The sequence below is a fragment of the Pseudomonas sp. MWU349 genome (assembly GCF_017947325.1).
GTDB classification, from domain to species: Bacteria; Pseudomonadota; Gammaproteobacteria; order Pseudomonadales; family Pseudomonadaceae; genus Aquipseudomonas; species Aquipseudomonas protegens.
Map to the genome: position 1 here is coordinate 1,455,372 of NZ_JAFEVP010000001.1, position 16,930 is coordinate 1,472,301.

15 protein-coding genes and 1 pseudogene are annotated in these 16,930 nt (G+C 65.8%); 11 read left to right on the forward strand and 5 right to left on the reverse strand.

Features of this window, described 5'->3' with window-relative positions; genetic code table 11:
- Nucleotides 1–33: 33 nt before the first annotated feature.
- The 5 genes from KCG88_RS06285 to KCG88_RS06305 form a co-directional block, all read right to left on the reverse strand.
- A complete protein-coding gene (locus KCG88_RS06285; protein WP_210711987.1) occupies nucleotides 34–3,132 on the reverse strand; it encodes an MdtB/MuxB family multidrug efflux RND transporter permease subunit in 3,099 nt (1,032 codons plus the stop codon).
- Nucleotides 3,129–4,451, reverse strand: coding sequence for an MdtA/MuxA family multidrug efflux RND transporter periplasmic adaptor subunit (locus KCG88_RS06290; RefSeq protein WP_047336707.1), 1,323 nt, complete (start codon nucleotides 4,449–4,451; stop codon nucleotides 3,129–3,131). Before KCG88_RS06290 ends, KCG88_RS06285 begins: the two co-directional genes overlap by 4 nt.
- 177 nt (nucleotides 4,452–4,628) lie before the next feature.
- Nucleotides 4,629–5,129 (reverse strand): thiol peroxidase, encoded by a 501-nt coding sequence (gene tpx / locus KCG88_RS06295; protein WP_016963124.1) that lies wholly within the window; start codon nucleotides 5,127–5,129, stop codon nucleotides 4,629–4,631.
- 545 nt (nucleotides 5,130–5,674) lie between these two features.
- Nucleotides 5,675–6,358 carry a type 1 glutamine amidotransferase domain-containing protein gene (locus KCG88_RS06300; protein WP_210711988.1) on the reverse strand — a complete coding sequence of 228 codons (684 nt, stop codon included), beginning with the start codon at nucleotides 6,356–6,358 and terminating at the stop codon, nucleotides 5,675–5,677.
- Between the two features lie 43 nt (nucleotides 6,359–6,401).
- On the reverse strand, nucleotides 6,402–6,845 hold the full coding sequence (locus tag KCG88_RS06305) for a polyketide cyclase (protein ID WP_011061146.1): 444 nt from the start codon (nucleotides 6,843–6,845) through the stop codon (nucleotides 6,402–6,404).
- Nucleotides 6,846–7,244: 399 nt separating this feature from the next.
- Between KCG88_RS06305 and KCG88_RS06310 the strand changes: the two are divergent.
- From KCG88_RS06310 to KCG88_RS06360, 11 genes and pseudogenes are all read left to right on the forward strand, one after another.
- A pseudogene (locus tag KCG88_RS06310) lies at nucleotides 7,245–8,035 on the forward strand (hypothetical protein).
- Between the two features lie 9 nt (nucleotides 8,036–8,044).
- Complete coding sequence (locus tag KCG88_RS06315) at nucleotides 8,045–9,502, forward strand: DUF1254 domain-containing protein (protein ID WP_210711989.1); 1,458 nt, start codon at nucleotides 8,045–8,047, stop codon at nucleotides 9,500–9,502.
- A gap of 55 nt (nucleotides 9,503–9,557) precedes the next feature.
- Complete coding sequence (locus tag KCG88_RS06320; RefSeq protein ID WP_282598194.1) at nucleotides 9,558–9,992, forward strand: DUF1254 domain-containing protein; 435 nt, start codon at nucleotides 9,558–9,560, stop codon at nucleotides 9,990–9,992.
- A gap of 12 nt (nucleotides 9,993–10,004) precedes the next feature.
- A complete protein-coding gene (locus KCG88_RS06325; protein WP_210711990.1) occupies nucleotides 10,005–10,958 on the forward strand; it encodes a transporter in 954 nt (317 codons plus the stop codon).
- A 10-nt stretch (nucleotides 10,959–10,968) separates the two neighbouring features.
- Nucleotides 10,969–12,009: a hypothetical protein gene (locus KCG88_RS06330; protein WP_210711991.1), complete on the forward strand. Its 1,041-nt coding sequence runs from the start codon at nucleotides 10,969–10,971 to the stop codon at nucleotides 12,007–12,009.
- 12 nt (nucleotides 12,010–12,021) lie between these two features.
- Nucleotides 12,022–12,795 carry a DUF2092 domain-containing protein gene (locus KCG88_RS06335; RefSeq protein ID WP_210711992.1) on the forward strand — a complete coding sequence of 258 codons (774 nt, stop codon included), beginning with the start codon at nucleotides 12,022–12,024 and terminating at the stop codon, nucleotides 12,793–12,795.
- On the forward strand, nucleotides 12,792–13,403 hold the full coding sequence (locus tag KCG88_RS06340) for a hypothetical protein (protein ID WP_047286354.1): 612 nt from the start codon (nucleotides 12,792–12,794) through the stop codon (nucleotides 13,401–13,403). Before KCG88_RS06335 ends, KCG88_RS06340 begins: the two co-directional genes overlap by 4 nt.
- A 23-nt stretch (nucleotides 13,404–13,426) precedes the next feature.
- Nucleotides 13,427–14,407, forward strand: a complete 981-nt coding sequence (locus tag KCG88_RS06345) for an AAA family ATPase (protein ID WP_210711993.1) — start codon at nucleotides 13,427–13,429, stop codon at nucleotides 14,405–14,407.
- A gap of 11 nt (nucleotides 14,408–14,418) precedes the next feature.
- Nucleotides 14,419–15,369: a DUF58 domain-containing protein gene (locus tag KCG88_RS06350; RefSeq protein WP_047336698.1), complete on the forward strand. Its 951-nt coding sequence runs from the start codon at nucleotides 14,419–14,421 to the stop codon at nucleotides 15,367–15,369.
- Complete coding sequence (locus KCG88_RS06355; RefSeq protein WP_210711994.1) at nucleotides 15,366–15,944, forward strand: DUF4381 domain-containing protein; 579 nt, start codon at nucleotides 15,366–15,368, stop codon at nucleotides 15,942–15,944. The genes KCG88_RS06350 and KCG88_RS06355 overlap by 4 nt, the downstream gene beginning before the upstream one ends.
- The gene (locus KCG88_RS06360; RefSeq protein WP_210711995.1) at nucleotides 15,931–16,929 is read left to right on the forward strand and encodes a VWA domain-containing protein; all 999 of its coding nucleotides are present in this window, start codon (nucleotides 15,931–15,933) and stop codon (nucleotides 16,927–16,929) included. The genes KCG88_RS06355 and KCG88_RS06360 overlap by 14 nt, the downstream gene beginning before the upstream one ends.
- Nucleotide 16,930: the final 1 nt, after the last annotated feature.

Here is a 16,930-nt window from a genome sequence, read left to right on the forward strand (position 1 = left end):
ACACGCTCCAGGCTTGAGGCAGGCTGCGGCCCTTCATGCCTCCACCTCTTGGGCGTCTTCACGCTTGCCGAAGCGCCGGCCCAGGCGGTCGAAGTACAGGTAGATCACGGGCGTGGTGAACAGGGTCAGTACCTGGCTCACCAGCAGGCCGCCGACCATCACCAGGCCCAGGGGCTGGCGCAGCTCGGCGCCGGAACCGGTGGCCAGCATCAGTGGCACGGCGCCGAACAGCGCCGCCAGGGTGGTCATCAGGATCGGCCGGAAACGCAGGAGCGCCGCCTGGTAGATGGCCTGTTCCGGGGCCATGCCCTGGTGGCGTTCGGCGTCGAGGGCGAAGTCGATCATCATGATCGCGTTCTTCTTGACGATGCCGATCAGCAGGATGATGCCGATGATGGCGATCATGCCCAGGTCGTTGCCGCTGAGGATCAGCGCCAGCAAGGCCCCCACCGCCGCCGAGGGCAAGGTGGAGAGGATGGTGATCGGGTGAATGTAGCTCTCATAGAGCACGCCGAGCACGATGTACATGGTCACCACCGCCGCCAGGATCAGCAGCAAGGTGCTCGACAGCGAGGCCTGGAAGGCTTCCGCCGCGCCCTGGAAGCGGGTCTGCACGCCCACCGGCATGCCGATTTCCTGCTGCACCTGCTCGATCACGTCCACCGCCTTGCCCAGGGCCACGCCCGGAGCCAGGTTGAAGGACATCATTACCGCCGGGAATTGGCCGATATGGGCGATGGCCAGTTGCGCCTGGCGCTCCTCGACATGGGCCAGGCTCGACAGCCGCACTTGGCCGCCGTCGGTGGTCTTGACGTGGATCTGCTCCAGGGCCTGGGGCCCGATGCGCTCGCCGGCCTGGGCCTGGAGCACCACCCGGTACTGGCTGGCCTGGGTGTAGATGGTGGAGATCTGGCGCTGGCCAAAGGCGTCGTACAGGGCGTCGGTGATGTTGGACACCGAAACCCCGACCCGGGATGCGGCGTCACGGTCGATCACCAGGAACACCTGCAGGCCCTTGTCCTGCAGGTCGCTGGCCACGTCGGTGAGCTCCGGGCGCTGGGCCAGGGCCTGCACCAGGCGATTGCTCCACAGGCTCAGCAGCTCGGCATCCGGCGACGACAGGCTGAACTGGTACTGGGTGCGGCTGACCCGGTCTTCGATGGTCAGGTCCTGTACCGGTTGCATGAACAGGCGGATGCCCAGCAGCTTGTCCACCTCGGGCTGGATCCGCGCGATCACCTGGGCTGCGCTCAGGTCGCGCTCGCTGTGGGGCTTGAGGTTGATCAGCAGGCGGCCGCTGTTGAGGGTGGCGTTGTCGCCGTCCACCCCGATGTAGGAGGACAGGCTTTGCACGGCCGGATCCTGCAGGATGATCTTGGCCAGGTCCTGCTGGCGCTGGCTCATGGCGGCGAAGGACACCGACTGCGGCGCCTCGGAAATGCCCTGGATGACCCCGGTGTCCTGCACCGGGAAGAAACCCTTGGGCACCACCATATAAAGGAACACGGTCAGGCCCAGGGTGCCGATGGCCACCATCAGGGTCAGGAACTGGTGCTTGAGCACCCACTGCAACTTGCGCCCGTAGCTTTCGATCAGCCAGTCGATCCAGGCCCCGCTGGCGCGGTAGAAGCGCCCCTGCTCTTCAGGCTTGGGTTCACGCTTGAGCAGGCGCGCGCACATCATCGGGGTCAGGGTCAGGGACACCACCAGGGAGATCAGGATCGCCACCGCCAGGGTGATGGCGAACTCGCGGAACAGCCGCCCCACCACATCCGCCATGAACAGCAGCGGGATCAGCACCGCGATCAGCGACAGGGTCAGGGAGATCAGGGTGAAGCCGATCTGCCTGGCGCCCTTGAGTGCGGCCTGCATCGGGCTGTCGCCCTCCTCGATGAAGCGCGCGATGTTCTCCAGCATGACGATGGCATCGTCCACCACAAAGCCGGTGGCGATGGTCAAGGCCATCAGGGTCAGGTTGTTCACCGAGAAACCGGCCAGGTACATCACACCGAAGGTGCCGATCAGCGACAGCGGCACGGCAATCGAAGGAATGAGGGTGGCACTGGCCCGGCGCAGGAACAGGAAGGTCACCATCACCACCAGCGCGATGGCGATCAGCAACTCGTGCTGCACATCCTTGACCGAGGCACGGATGGTCTGGGTACGGTCGGTGAGCACGGTGACGTCCAGGCCCGCCGGCAGGTTGTCGGTGATGCTCGGCAGCAGTGCCTTGATCCGGTCCACCACCTCGATCACGTTGGCCCCGGGCTGGCGCTGGATGTTCAGCAGCACCGCCTGGTTTTCGTTGGCCCAGGCCGCCAGGCGCTCGTTCTCGGCGCCGTCGACGATCTCGGCCACATCCTTCAGGCGCAGTGGCGCGCCATTTTTATAGGCCAGGATCAGCTCGGCGTAGTCCTTGGGCGAGGTCAGCTGGTCGTTGGCGTCGAGCATCGAGACCCGGGTCGGGCCGTCGAAGTTGCCCTTGGGCTGGTTGACGTTGGAGGCGCCGATCAGGGTGCGCACATCCGCCAGGTTCAGGCCGTTGGCCGCCAGGGCCTCGGGGTTGACCTTGATCCGCACCGCCTGGCGCTGGCCGCCGGCAATGCTGACCATGCCCACGCCGCTGATCTGGGCGATCTTCTGCGCCATGCGCGTATCCACCAGGTCATTGAGCTTGGGCAGCAGCATGGTCTTGGAGGTAATGGCCAGGGTCAGCACCGGGGTGTCCGCCGGGTTGACCTTGTTGTACACCGGCGGCGCCGGCAGGTCCTTGGGCAACAGGTTGGTGGCGGCGTTGATCGCTGCCTGCACCTGCTGCTCGGCCACGTCCATATTGATATCGAGGCTAAAGCGCAGGGTCAGTACCGAGGCCCCGCCGGAACTGGTGGAGGCCATCTGGGTCAGGCCGGGCATCTGCCCGAACTGGCGTTCCAGGGGCGCGGTAACCGCGCTGGTCATCACGTCCGGGCTGGCCCCGGGGTACAGGGTCATGACCCGGATGGTCGGATAGTCCACCTGGGGCAAGGCCGACACCGGCAGCAGGCGATAGGCGATCAGGCCGGCCAGGACAATGGCCAGCATGCTCAGGGTGGTGGCTACCGGACGGAGGATGAACAGCCGCGAGAAATTCATGCGCCGACCTTTTGCGCCTTGCCATCAACCGGCTTGCCGTCTGCGGCCGGAGCCCCGGCGGGCTGGCCCTGCAGGTGTTCGGTGGGGGTGGTGGGCACCTCGATGCTGTCGTTGACCACTTCCACCTCGCTGCCGTCCTTGAGGCGGTCGGTGCCTTCCATCACCACCCGGTCGCCGGCCTTGAGGCCGTCCTGGATCACCGTCGAGTCGCCGTTGCTGGCACCCACTTTGAGCTGGCGGATCTTCACCTTGTTGTCGCCATCCAGGGCGTAGACGAAGGTGCCATTAGTGCCGAACTGGATCGCCGCCGAGGGCGCCAGCACCACGTTCTTCAGGGTATCGGCCAGCAGCCGCACATTGACGAACTGGTTGGGGAACAGGCCCTGGTCGCGGTTATCGAAGCGCGCCTTGAACTTCAGGGTGCCGGTGGTGGTGTCGATCTGGTTGTCCAAGCTCTGCAGCACGCCTGTTGCCTGCAGCTTCACATCGCCCCGGTCCCAGGCTTCCACCGCCAGCTTGGCGCCACTGTGGTAGCGGGCGAGTACGGTTTCCAGGCTGTTTTCCGGCAGGGTGAAGGCCACGCTGATGGGCTGGGTCTGGGTGATGATCACCAGCGCGGTGGTGTCGTTGGCCGCCACCAGGTTGCCCACGTCCAGCTGGCGCAGGCCCAGGCGGCCGGCGATCGGCGCGCGGATGTTGGTGAATTCCAGGTTGAGCTTGGCGTCGTTGACCGCCGCCTGGTTGGTCTTGACCGTCCCCTGGTACTGCCCCACCAGCGCCGCGGCGGTGTCCAGGGTCTGTTTGGCGATGCTGTCCTGGGCATACAACCCGCGGTAACGCTCAAGGTCGACCTGGGCGTTCTTCAACTGGGCCTGGTTCTGCAGCAAGGTGCCTTCGGCCTGGAGCAAGGCATTCTGGTACGGACGCGGATCGATCTGCGCCAGCAGGTCGCCAGCCTTGACCATCTGCCCTTCCTCGAAGTTGACCTTGACCAGTTCCCCCGCCACCCGGCTGCGCACATTGATGGTGTTCAACGCGGTCACCGTGCCCAGGGCCTTGTAGTACACCGCGAAATCGCCCTGGGTCACTGGCGCCACGCGCACCGGGATCGGCCCGCTGGCACCGCCGAAGCCGGGGCGCAAGCTGCCGCTACGCCCGGTATGCCCAGCCACGGGTTTCTGTTGCGCGCCTTCCTTGTGGGCACTGCCGGCCGGCCAGAATTTCCAGCACAGGCCGGCCACCAGCAGCAGGACAAACAGGCCGAACAGCCAGCGACGGGAGTTGCGGGAAGCAGAGGATTGCATGGAGTGATCAACCATTGGGCGCGTGGGAGGCTTCTTTGAGAAGGCTGAAAGATAAGCACTAGAGCGGTTTTAGCAAAGCGCCTTTACCGGCAATTTACCTTTGACTGACGTTTCAAGGAGCGGCGCTAAGCCACTGAAGCACAAATAAAAACGGCCTGGACAGAGCCAGGCCGTTAATAATTGTAAAACCTGTTACTTGAGCACGGCCAGGGCCGCGTCGTAGTTCGGCTCTTCGGCGATTTCCTTGACCAGCTCGCTGTGCAGCACGGTGTCGTTTTCATCCAGCACCACCACGGCGCGGGCGGTCAGGCCGGCCAGCGGGCCGTCGGCGATGGCCACGCCGTAGTTTTCGATGAACTCGCGGCCGCGCAGGGTCGACAGGTTCTGTACGTTTTCCAGGCCTTCGGCACCGCAGAAGCGCGCCTGGGCGAATGGCAGGTCGGCAGAGATGCACAGCACCACGGTGTTGGCCAGCTCGTTGGCCTGGGCGTTGAACTTGCGCACCGAGGTGGCGCAGGTCGGGGTGTCGACGCTTGGGAAAATGTTCAGCACCTTGCGCTTGCCGGCGAGGCTGCTCAGGGAAACATCGGCCAGGCCTGCGCCCACCAGGGTGAACGCAGGGGCTTTGGAACCGACTTGCGGCAGTTGGCCATTAACCTGCACCGGGTTGCCTTTGAGAGTGACTTGAGCCATGAACGGAGTCCTTATTGAACAGTGATGATGGAACAGCAATGAGAAATTCCTGAGAGGCCGAAGTTAAGCATGAAACGGCCCAGGCACCTATGCCCTACGGGCAAATTGTCCAACAACCCGCCCCGACACCGGCATTACCGGTTGTAGGAGCTGGCTTGCCAGCGAAAGCGATTTCAAGCCTTGCGCACGCCTTGACGGCCTCTTCGCCGGCAAGCCGGCTCCTACAGGGGTGAATTTGGGTGTTTCGGTGTAGGAGCTGGCTTGCCAGCGAAAGCGATTTCGGGCCTTGCGCATGCCTTGACGGCCCCTTCGCCGGTAAGCCGGCTCCTACAGGGGTGAATTTGAGTGTTTCGGTGTAGGAGCTGGCTTGCCAGCGAAAGCGATTTCAAGCCTTGCGCACGCCTTGACGGCCCCTTCGCCGGCAAGCCGGTTCCTACAGGGGTGAATTTGGGTGTTTCGGTGTAGGAGCTGGCTTGCCAGCGAAAGCGATTTCGAGCCTTGCGCACGCCTTAACGGCCTTTTCGCCGGCAAGCCGGCTCCTACGGTTATTTGTTGAGGTGCGCCAGGAGCAGATCGGCCACCGGGCCGCCGGACGCCGGGTTCTGCCCGGTGATCACGCGCTGATCCTCCACCGTGAACGGCGCCCAGGGTGCAGCGGCCTTCTGGTAAAGGGCGCCGCGCTTGACCAGCTCGGTTTCCGTCAGATACGGCACGTACTGGTCCAGTTCGGCGAGTTTCTCCTCTTCATTGGAGAAACCGGTGACCTGCTTGCCGGCGATCAGCAGACTACCGTCGCCCAGCTTGATGTTGAGCAAGCCCACCGCGCCATGGCATACCGAACTGACATAGCCCCCCTGCTCATAGATCTCCCGGCTCAGGGCCTGCAGTTCCGGGTTATCGGGAAAATCCCAGACCACGCCGTGGCCACCGGCGTAATAGACCGCCACATAGTCCCCGGCCCTGACCTGGGAAGGCTTGAGGGTCGCTCCCAGGCGGCTCATGAAGGCGCTGTCCTGGTACCACTGCCAATCGGTGTCGTCGGCCATGGCCAGGCTGTGGGGGTCGATGGGCACGTAGCCACCCTTGGGGCTGACGTAATCCACCTCGAAGCCCGCGGCTTCGACCCTTTTCACGAAATGCACCGCCTCACCCAGCCACAGGCCAGTGGCGCGGGCCAGGTTGGGGTATTTGGCCACGCTGGTTAGGACCACCAGTATCTTCTTGCTCATGGGCATGCTCCTTGGCATTGGGAAACAGGGCAAGGCACGGCAATCAACTGAGCAACCGCAGCATGTTGCGGTGCCGGGCATCGAAAATCCGTGCCATGTAGGCGTTGACCATCAACCACTCCAAAGGTGCACCACCGATAGCCCTGTAGGTCACCCGGTCGGTGTACAGGGTGCCCCCTTCGGCGGCCTCGACCCGGTGCTCATGGCGAAAGGCCCGCAGCGGCCCCTTGAGCATCTCGTCGACAAAATGCCGGTCGCCGACCTCACGTATAACCACCGTCCATTTCGCCGGTATGACACCGAACATCCAGTGCAGGAAGCTGAACTGGCGCCCGACACTGATGCGCAAGTCATTGATATCAAGGCCACCCAAGGGCGTGACACGCTCGGGGAAGATCTTTGGAAAGTTGGCGCCTTCGAGGCAGAAATCCAGCACCTGCTGCGGGCTGTATCCGGCCAGGAAAGTCGTGCGTTCGACCACGGGCATTCTGCTTGATCCTTGCTGATTTTATTGAGAAGGGAACTGCACAAACCTACAAACAACTTCATAAAAAACAAATAACACATTGTTTTTTAATGATTTTTTTATAACTTGATAACCAATCACTATAACCACACAAATCACATTGAAATCATCACAAAGCACTTTAGGTGAGATTCGTTGGCACCCACCTTCAAAGGACCGCTCGCCACGCATTGCCTGTCCACAGCCCGGCAGTGATCCTGTGCACAAAAACCAACGAATTAATCCTTTCGACTGGCTAAGCGAAGGTTAGCTGCTAGCGTCATCAGACAATTCCTACGGGTATTAGAGAGAAACACTATCAGTTGACCCACGGCTCAAGAAGTGCCGCTCGGTGATCGTTCGCAAAAGGATTGAACCTGCATGTCCAGAGCATTTTTTGCGCCCGCCGTCTGGGCCGTAGTCGCCCTGACCTCATCGCTGCCGGCCCTGGCCGACAATGCCGAAACCGCCAACAAAAGCAACAACCCGCTGAACCTTGCTCCCGGCCTCAACCTGCAGGATTACTACACCCCGCGCCTGTACGACAGCAATGCCCACACCAACGACACCCTGCTGCGGGGCACCCTGCCCATCGCCCCCTCGGATTTCATCGGCGTCCCCCAGCTGCTGCGTGCCACCCTGCCGGTCAGTACCCCCCCGATCCGCACCACGGCTACAGCACCGGCATCGGCGACCTCAACCTGTTCGATATCTTCCTGCTCAAGACCGACGGCGTGCAATTGGGTATCGGCCCGCAGATTACCGCGCCCACCGCCGAACAGGACGAACTGGGCACCGGCAAATGGCAGGCCGGGCTGGCCGCGGTGGCCATCGATGCCTCGCCCCGGGGCCTGCTGGGGGCCCTGGTGCAGTACCAGAGTTCATTCGCCGGCGACCATGACCGCGCCCATGTCGAAAGCGCCACCCTGCAGCCCTTCATCATCCACAACCTGCCCCGGGGCTGGTACCTGCGCTCCACCGGCACCTGGACCTTCGACCTGAAGAACAACACCCACTACATCCCCATCGGCCTGGGGGTGGGCAAGGCCTGGAAAGCCGGTGACAACATTCTCAACGCCTTCGTCGAGCCGCAGTGGACCGTGGAGCGCAAAGGCGACGGCATGCCCCAGTTCACGCTGTTCGCCGGGCTCAATGTCACTTTTGGAAAATAAGGACGCGCCATGCAGCCACTACTGCGCACTGCCGGTTTCAGCCTGTTGCTCCTGGCCGCCAGTTGCGGGGTCGGCGCCCAGCCCGAGCCGCTGAACAGCCGCCTGGCGGCGATCAAGATGGATGGCGAACTGCCGGCTCGTGCCGCCATTGCCGGGCTGTTTGCCGAACTGGACTTCCAACAGGCCACGCAAAGCTACCTGTGGGCCCTGCCGCTGGTGTCCTACGCCCAGTGGCAGGCGGAATTTCGCGACAAGCTGCACGCCGACAATGGCGACCTGATGGTGCTGGAAAGCTACGAAGACAAGCTTGGGGTGATCACCGCCAACGCCATCACGCCCTACATCCTGGGTTTTGTCGACCTCAACCAGACCGGGCCGATGGTCGTCGAGCTGCCCCCCGGCCCCACCGCTGGCGGGGTCGGCGACTTCTGGCAACGGGCGATCACCGACATGGGCCAGACCGGCCCCGACCAGGGCAAGGGCGGCAAGTACCTGGTGCTGCCGCCAGGCCATCCGGAACCATCCGACGCCGACCAGTACTACCTGGCCAAGTCGCAGACCATGAACGTGCTGGTGGGCTTTCGCGTGCTCGACCCGGACCCGGCCAAGGGCAAGGCGCTGGTGCAGCAATTCAAGATGTACCCCTATGCCCAACGCGCGGCGCCGCCGGTGACCCGCCTGCGATCCCCCGGTGGCAGGCCCTGGTCCGGCACCCAGCCGCGGGGCATGGCCTACTGGCAGCGCCTGCACCAGATCATCCAGCAGGAGCCGGTCAACGAACGCGACCGCTTCTACATGGCCATGCTCGCCAGCCTTGGCATCGAGAAGGACAAGCCCTTCAACCCCAACGAACACCAGCGCCAGGCCCTGGAACAGGGCGCGCGCATGGGTGAGCTGATCGCCCAGGCCAACACCTTCGCCAAACGCTTCGCCGATGCCCAGTACTGGCCGGACCGGCAATGGGACAAGGTGCTGAACATCGCCGACCCGTCCCAGCGCGTGGCCTATTACGACCAGTTGTGGGAACGCAGCGCCTGGTTCTACGAAGCGGTCACCAACACCAAGGGCATGGTGTCCGAGACCCCGGGCCTGGGCCAGACCTACCTCGGCGCCTACACCGACCACAACGGCCAGTGGCTGGACGGCGGCAAGCACTATCGCCTGCACCTGGGCAGCAAGCCGCCGGCCAGGCAGTTCTGGTCGCTGACCGTCTACGACAGCGCCAGTCGCTGCCTGATCGACAATCCGCAGCGCAAGGCCGATCTGTCCTCGCGCCAGGACCTGAAGAAAAACCCCGACGGCTCCCTGGACCTGTATTTCGGCCCCAGCGCCCCCAAGGGCCTGGAAAGCAACTGGGTGCAGACCCTGCCGGGCAAGCACTGGTTCAGCTACTTCCGGCTCTATGCCCCCACCGAGGCCTACTTCGACAAACGCTGGAAACTCGATGACATCACCCTGGTGCAGTAACGCCTGCCCCCCTGACTTTGGCGCAAGGATTCGAACGATGATCATCAAGGCGGTGATGCCCAGCTTGCTAGGGGTCTTGACGCTGGCCCTCAGCGGCCCGTCCCAGGGCGCCTTCAGCGCAACTGCGGAGCAGGCCCGGGGTATCGCCAAGCTGGCCTACCTCTACGGCTTTCCGGTGGTGGAGATGTACAAGACCCTCTACACCCAGGCCGTGGATCAGGAGGGGCCCAACTTCAAGGCCCCCTTCAACCGCATCGGCGGTACCGCCCAGGTCTTCAGCCCCACGGACACGGCCTTCGTCACCCCCCACTCGGACACCCCCTACTCCTTCGCCTGGCTCGACCTGCGGGCCGAACCCCAGGTACTGAGCCTGCCGGCCCCCGACGGCTCCTTCTACGGGGTGCTGCGGATCTACCTGCCCAAACCCGACGTCAGCAACGGCCAGTGGAAAATGCCGCTGCTGACGCCGGTCGCCCCTGAACAACAATAAGCGGAGCCCGTCATGCCCAGCCCTTCGCCCCTGCGTTCATCCCTGGCCCTTTGCCTGCTGGCCGCCAGCCCCTTGCTGCATGCCGCCGAAGGCGGGGTCGGCCGGCCCATCACCGGCCAGCAGATCTACTCCAATGCCGGGATCATCCCCCCGGAACCAGGCTGGGTGATGTCCCTGACCAGCATCTACTACGACGGCGAGCTCAAGGGCAGCGGCCAGGTGCCGATCATCGGCGATCTCAGCTCGGGGCTGAAAATGAAGGTGTCCTACACCATGGCCAACTTCACCCGGGTCTGGGACACCGGCAAGGGCCGCTGGAACTACGCCTCGGCCATCGGCGTGCCGGTGCAGTACACCGACATCCAGGCCAGCCTCACCGGCCCCCGCGGGCGCACGGTGGGCACCCAGGACAGCGGCACCCAGTTCGCCGACCTGCTGCTCACGCCGATCGCCGCCGGCTACCACATCAACGAGCGTGACCATATCGCCCTGTCGCTGCCGATCTACGTGCCCACCGGGGCCTACAACGACAACCGCCTGGCCAACTCCGGGCAGAACAACTACACCTTCATGCCGACCCTCGCCTTCACCCACCTGGACGGCAAGGGCGGCGAATTCAGCCTGATGGGCGCCCTGGAGTTCTACACCCGCAACGACGCCGCCGACTACCGCAACGGCGACATCCTGCGCCTCGACGGCTTGTGGACCCACGGCTTCGGCAGCGGCTGGAACGCCGGGCTGGTGGTCGGTTACATCCAGCAGATCAGCGACGACCAGGGCCCCACCGCAGACAAACTCAACGGCTATCGCGGGCGCTCCGTGGGCGCCGGGCCGACCCTGGGCTGGAGCGGCAAGTTCGCCGACGCCCAGGCCAACATCAGCGCGCGCTGGATCCCCGAGTTCGACACCAAGAACCGCCCCGAGGGCAACGGCGTCAGCGTCAACCTGACCCTGGCCTTTTTCTAGGAGATCGCCAATGCGCATCGCTTGCCAGTTGGCCCTGTGCTCCTCCCTGCTGGGCAGCCTCGCCGCCCTTGCCGACGACCTGCCGGCCCTCGGCGAGAACGGCAAGCGCCCGGCGGCCAAGGGCGACCCCGAGACCTGTCGGCAGTTGCAGGAAAACTTCGATATCGACCTCAAGCAAGTGGTCAAGGCCGGCTGCGAACCCTCCACCGAGCAGATCGCCAAACTGATGGACAACCCGGTGGGCAACCTGGTGCTGCTGTTCAACCAGTTCGACTACACCGCGCTCAAGGGCCCCCATAGCAACGGCACGCGCTACCTGGGCAAATACAGCTTCATGCCCACCTTCCCGATCTCCCTGGGGGAAGACTGGAACCTGATCAACCGCCTGCCTATCAGCTATGTCAGCGCCCCGGTCAACCGCAAGGCCGGCAAACTGGTGGGCCTGAGCCCCTATGAAGTGCTGAGCGACCGGGACTTCCCGGCGCTGATCGAAGACCCCTTCCAGCGCACCAGCGGCTTTGGCGACCTGGCCTATGTGGGGGTGTTCTCGCCCAAGGAGCCGCTGCGCTTTGCCGGCGGCGGCAAGCTGGTCTGGGGCGTGGGGCCGACGGCGATGTTTCCCACCGCCGAGCAGGACGTGCTGGGCACCGGCAAGTACTCCCTGGGCCCGGCCTTCGTCGCCGCCTACCTGGGCCCGGACTGGACCCTGGGGGTGTTTCCCCAGCACTGGTGGTCGGTGGCCGGCGACGGACGGCGCAAGGACGTCAGCCTGAGCAACATCCAGTACTTCATCCAGCGCGCCCTGCCGGGGCCGGCCCAATGGCGGATCGGCATGACCCCCAATGTCACCGTCAACTGGAAGGCCGACGGCGGCAACAAGGTGACCTTCCCCATCGGCCTGGGTGCCGGGCGCATTTTCAACGTCGGCAAGTTGCCGGTGAGGATCTCCGGCGAAGTGCAGTACTCGGCGATCCACCCCGATGACCAGATCGGCAGCCGCTGGAATTTTCGCCTGTCCTTTATCCCGGTCATTCCCACTTTCATGTTCTGAACGGAGCCCGCCATGTCCGACCGTGCCCGATTCTCTGCTGTGCTGGCCGCCCTGCTCGGCCTGCTCTGGGCCGGTGCCCCGCTGCACGCCGCCGATGAGCTGGAACCTCGTGCCCTCGGCGCCCTGCAGCAGATGGGCAGCTACCTGCGCAGCCTGCGCCAGTTCGCGATCCAGGCCGACAGCGTCACCGACCAGTTGCTGGAAAGCGGCCAGGCCGTGGAATTTCGCCACCACACCGAACTGCTGGCCCAACGGCCCGACAAGCTGCGGGTCAGTGTCGAAAGCCAGGGCGCGGGGCGCAGCCTGTACTACGACGGCGAAGCCTTCACCCTCTACGACAGCCGCGGCCACTACTATGCCCGGGCCCCGGCGCCCGCCAGCATCGACGCTCTGGTACAGCGCCTGAGCGACAGCTACGGCATCGAACTGCCCCTGGCGGACCTGTTCCGCTGGGACGCCGACACCGCGCAGAAGGTCGGCCTGACGTCGGCGCTGTACATCGCCAGCGAGACCCTGGGCGACCAGCGCTGCGCCCACTACGCCTTCCGCCAGAGCGACATCGATTGGCAACTCTGGCTGCGCGAAGGGCCCCAGCCCTTGCCCTGCCGCCTGGTCATCAGCCGCCGCGACAGCCCCGAGCAAGCGCGCCACAGCGTCGACTACCGCTGGCAACTCAAGCCGGCGCCAAGTGCCGCCAGCTTCGCCTTCAAGCCCCCGGCCGGCGCCATGCAAGTGCCATTGCGGCGCCTGGAGCGCAGCGGGGCACAAGGGGAGGTACAGCCATGAAGCGCAATCACTGGTTGCTGTGCAGCGTCCTGACCCTTGGCCTGCTGCAACTGTCGGCGGCCCAGGCCTGGCAATTGCGCGGCGGTGGTAACGGCGGCGCCCGCACCTTCGTCGTGCCCCACGGTGGGGGCGGCCCGGCGCCGAGGCCCATGCCCCAGCCCCGGCCGATGCCGCACCCCATGCCCCATCCGCCACAGCCGGGACCGCACCCCGAGCCCCATCCCTATCCGCAGCCCCATCCCTACCCCGGGCCCGGGCCCGGGCCAGGACCAGGACCAGGGCCCGGCCCGCATCCCTATCCCGGCCCGGGCCCTGAGCCACACCCCAATCCAGGGCCAGGGCCCCAGCCTTATCCGGGGCCGCCCGGGCCACCGCCACCACCGCCCGATCACGGTGATGACTGGTACCACCCCTGGGCCGCAGCGGCGGTGGTCGGCGCCACCACCGCCGCGGCATTCGCCATCGGCACCCAGGTCGACAGCGTGCCGCCGGACTGCGTTTCGGTGGTGGCCAGCGGCGTGGCCTACCAACACTGCGGCAACACCTGGTACCAGCCGCAATACATCGGCGGCAGCCTGCGCTACGTGGTCGTGGCGGCCCCCTGGTAATGGCTATGCACAAGGAACCTTGCATGAGCGCACGTAACGATATACAGGCCCTGCAAGCCAGCATCAGCGAAGCGGTGCTGGGCCAGGAAGCGGTGATCCGGCAGATCGTCATCGGCCTGCTGGGCAACGGCCACCTGCTGCTGGAAAGCCTGCCCGGGCTGGCCAAGACCCGCACGGTCAAGGCCCTGGCCCGGCACCTGGAGGCCAGCATGCGGCGCATCCAGTTCACCCCTGACCTGTTGCCCTCGGACATCACCGGCGCCGAAGTGCTGCACCAGGAACAGGGACTGAACCAGATCCGCTTCCAGCCCGGGCCGCTGTTCGGCAACCTGATCCTGGCGGACGAGATCAACCGCGCTCCGGCCAAGGTCCAGGCAGCGCTGCTGGAAGCCATGGAGGAACGGCAGATCACCGTGGCCGGCACCAGCCATGCCCTGCCCGAGCTGTTCATCGTCCTGGCGACCCAGAACCCCATCGAGCAGGAAGGCACCTACCCCCTGCCGGAAGCGCAGATGGACCGCTTCCTGATGAAGGTGCTGCTGGACTACCCCCAGCCCGAGGACGAAAGCCAGGTGCTGCGCCTGCTGCGCGCCGAGGAACAGGCCCTGGGCAGCGCCACGCCCGGGGTGCCGGGCTTTGCCTTGTCCCAGCAGGTGATCTTCGATGCCCGCCGCGAAGTCGGGGCGGTGGCCGTGGCCCCGGCCATCGACCGCTACCTGATCGACCTGGTCAACGCCACCCGCCACCCCGCCGACTATCACCCGGACCTGGGGCGCTGGATCGCCATCGGCGCCAGCCCCCGGGGCGGCATCGGCCTGGACCGCTGCGCCCGCGCCGATGCCTGGCTGCAGGGCGAGGATTTCGTCAGCCCGGACAACGTGCGCAGGGTGCTGCACCCGGTGCTGCGCCACCGCCTGCAACTGAGCTACGACGCGGTGGCCGACGGCGTCGGCGCCGACCAGGTGCTGGACCTGCTGCTCGACAGCGTGGCCATCCCGGCCTGAGGAGAACCGCCATGGCAAGGCCACTGCACGAAGCCGACGGGCAGGTCTATGTCGCCCTGAGCCAGCTGATGGCCCTGGAGTTCCAGGCCCGTTCCCTGAGCTTTGTCGCACGCCAGCCACAGGCCAGCATCCTCGCCGGCAACCACGCCTCACGCCTGCGCGGGCGTGGCCTGAACTTCGACGAACTGCGCCGCTACCAGCCCGGCGACGACCTGCGTCACCTGGACTGGCGCGCCACCTTGCGCACCGGCAAGGCGGTGGTGCGGACCTTCACCGAAGAGCGCGACCGCCCGGCGCTGATCCTGGTGGACCAGCGCATGTCGATGTTCTTCGGCTCGCGGCGGGCCTTCAAGTCGGCCCTGGCCGCAGAACTGGCGGCGCTGGCGGCGTGGATGGTGTTCCAGGCCGGTGACCGGGTCGGCGGCCTGGTGTTCAACGACCAGGGCATCGACAGCCTCGCCCCGCTGCGCAGCCGCAAGCGCGTGGAAGCCCTGTGCAGCCGGATCGTCCAGCACAACCAGCAACTGCACGCCGGCAACCCCGACCATGAGGGCGACGCGCAGTTGGACCGGGTGCTGCAGCGATGCCTGAACCTCGCCGCCCACGACCACCTGGTCTGTATCGTCAGCGACTTCGCCGGCACCAGCCCGCGCACCTTGCAGTACCTGCGCCAACTGGCCCGGCACAACGACGTGATCGCCCTGCAGGTCTACGATCCCCTGGCCCTGGAACTGCCACACAACGGCCGGCTGCTGGTGACCCAAGGCCAACTGCAAGTGGAACTGGCGGTGGAGCAGCGCCAGGTGCACCGGCCCCTGGGGGACTTCCTCAGCGGCCGGCTCAAGGACGTGGCCAGCCTGCTGCGCCGCAGCCAGGTGCCGCTGATGATGTTCAGCACGGCCCAGGAGGCCCCGGGGCAACTGCGCAGCGAGCTGGGCAGGCTGGGAGCGCCGCGGCGATGAACCCGACCCTCCCCAGCATCGACCAGTTGCAGGAAATGCCCCTGCCACCACCGCCCGCCTACCTGCCGCAGACCTGGGGCTGGGCCGTGCTGCTGGCCCTGCTGTTGCTCGGCGCCCTGGCCTGGGGCGCCCGGCGCTACTGGCGCTGGCGCCGGGATGCCTATCGGCGCGAAGCGCTGGCGCAACTGGCCCGGCTGCAAGCCAGCGATGAGCGCATCCATGCCCTGCGCGCCTTGCCCGAACTGCTCAAGCGCGTGGCCCTGTCCATGCCCCCCGCCTCCCACGCATCCCGTGGACGCCGGCCTGCCGGGGAAGCCCTTGCCACCGCCAGCGGCGCTTTCGCGGGCAAGCCAGCGCCTGCAGGCCCGCGGGGGGTGGCGGGGCTGCGAGGGGCGGATTGGCAGGCCTTTCTGCAACAGCATTGCCCGCTACCGCTGCCCGAGGATTTCAGCCAGCAACTGGCCCTGCTGGCCTACGCCCCCCAGGCGCAATTGCAGGCCCTGTCGCCCGCCCAGCAACAACAGCTGTTCGAGCAGTGCCGCACCTGGGTGGAGCAGCATCATGTGGCAGCTTGACTCTCCCTGGCTGTTGCTCCTGCTGCCGCTGCCCTGGTTCGGCTATCGCTGGCTGCCCGCCTACCGCGAGGCCCGCAGCGCGGTCCGGGTGCCGTTCTTCGCCGCCATGAGCCGCGCGGTCGGCCAGGCGCCGCAACCGTCCGGCAGCCGCCGCAACCGCGGGCAGTTGCTGCTCAACCTGCTGGTCTGGGCCCTGCTGGTGCTGGCAGTGGCACGGCCGGTGTGGGTCGAGCCTCCCCTCGAACAGCAGCGGCCGGTGCGCGACCTGATGCTCGCCATCGACCTCTCGCAATCGATGCAGACCCAGGACTTCAACGACGCCAACGGCCAGCGGATCGACCGTCTGAGCGCCGTGAAAGAAGTGGTCCAGGGCTTTATCCAGCGGCGCAAGGACGATCGCCTGGGGCTGATCGTGTTCGGCAGCGGCGCCTTTGCCCAGGCGCCCCTGACCCTGGACCACGCCAGCCTGAGCCTGCTGCTCGAAGACAGCGGGATCGGCATGGCCGGGCCCAACACCGCGATTGGCGACGCCATCGGCCTGGCGCTCAAGCTGCTGGAACAGGCCAATGAGCCAGAAAAAGTGCTCATCCTGCTCACCGACGGCAACGACACCAGCAGTGCCATCACCCCACAACACGCCGCCGCCATGGCCGCAGCCAGAGGCGTAGTGATCCATACCATCGGCATCGGGGACCCCAGCGCCGAAGGTGAAGCCAAAGTCGACCTGTCGGCCCTGGAGCAGATCGCCCGGACCACCGGTGGCCGCTACTTCCGCGCCGAGGACCGCAGCGCCCTGGACCAGGTCTACGCCACCCTCGACCGCCTCACCCCCCATCAAGTGCAGACCCTGCGCCACCAGCCCAAGCGCGATTTGTTCCATTGGCCCCTGGGCGCGGCACTGGGCCTGCTGGCTTTGTATCACCTGCTGGCCTGGCTGGCGCCGCGCCTGCGCCCGAGCCGGGTTCGCCCGCCGCAGGAGGCCTGAA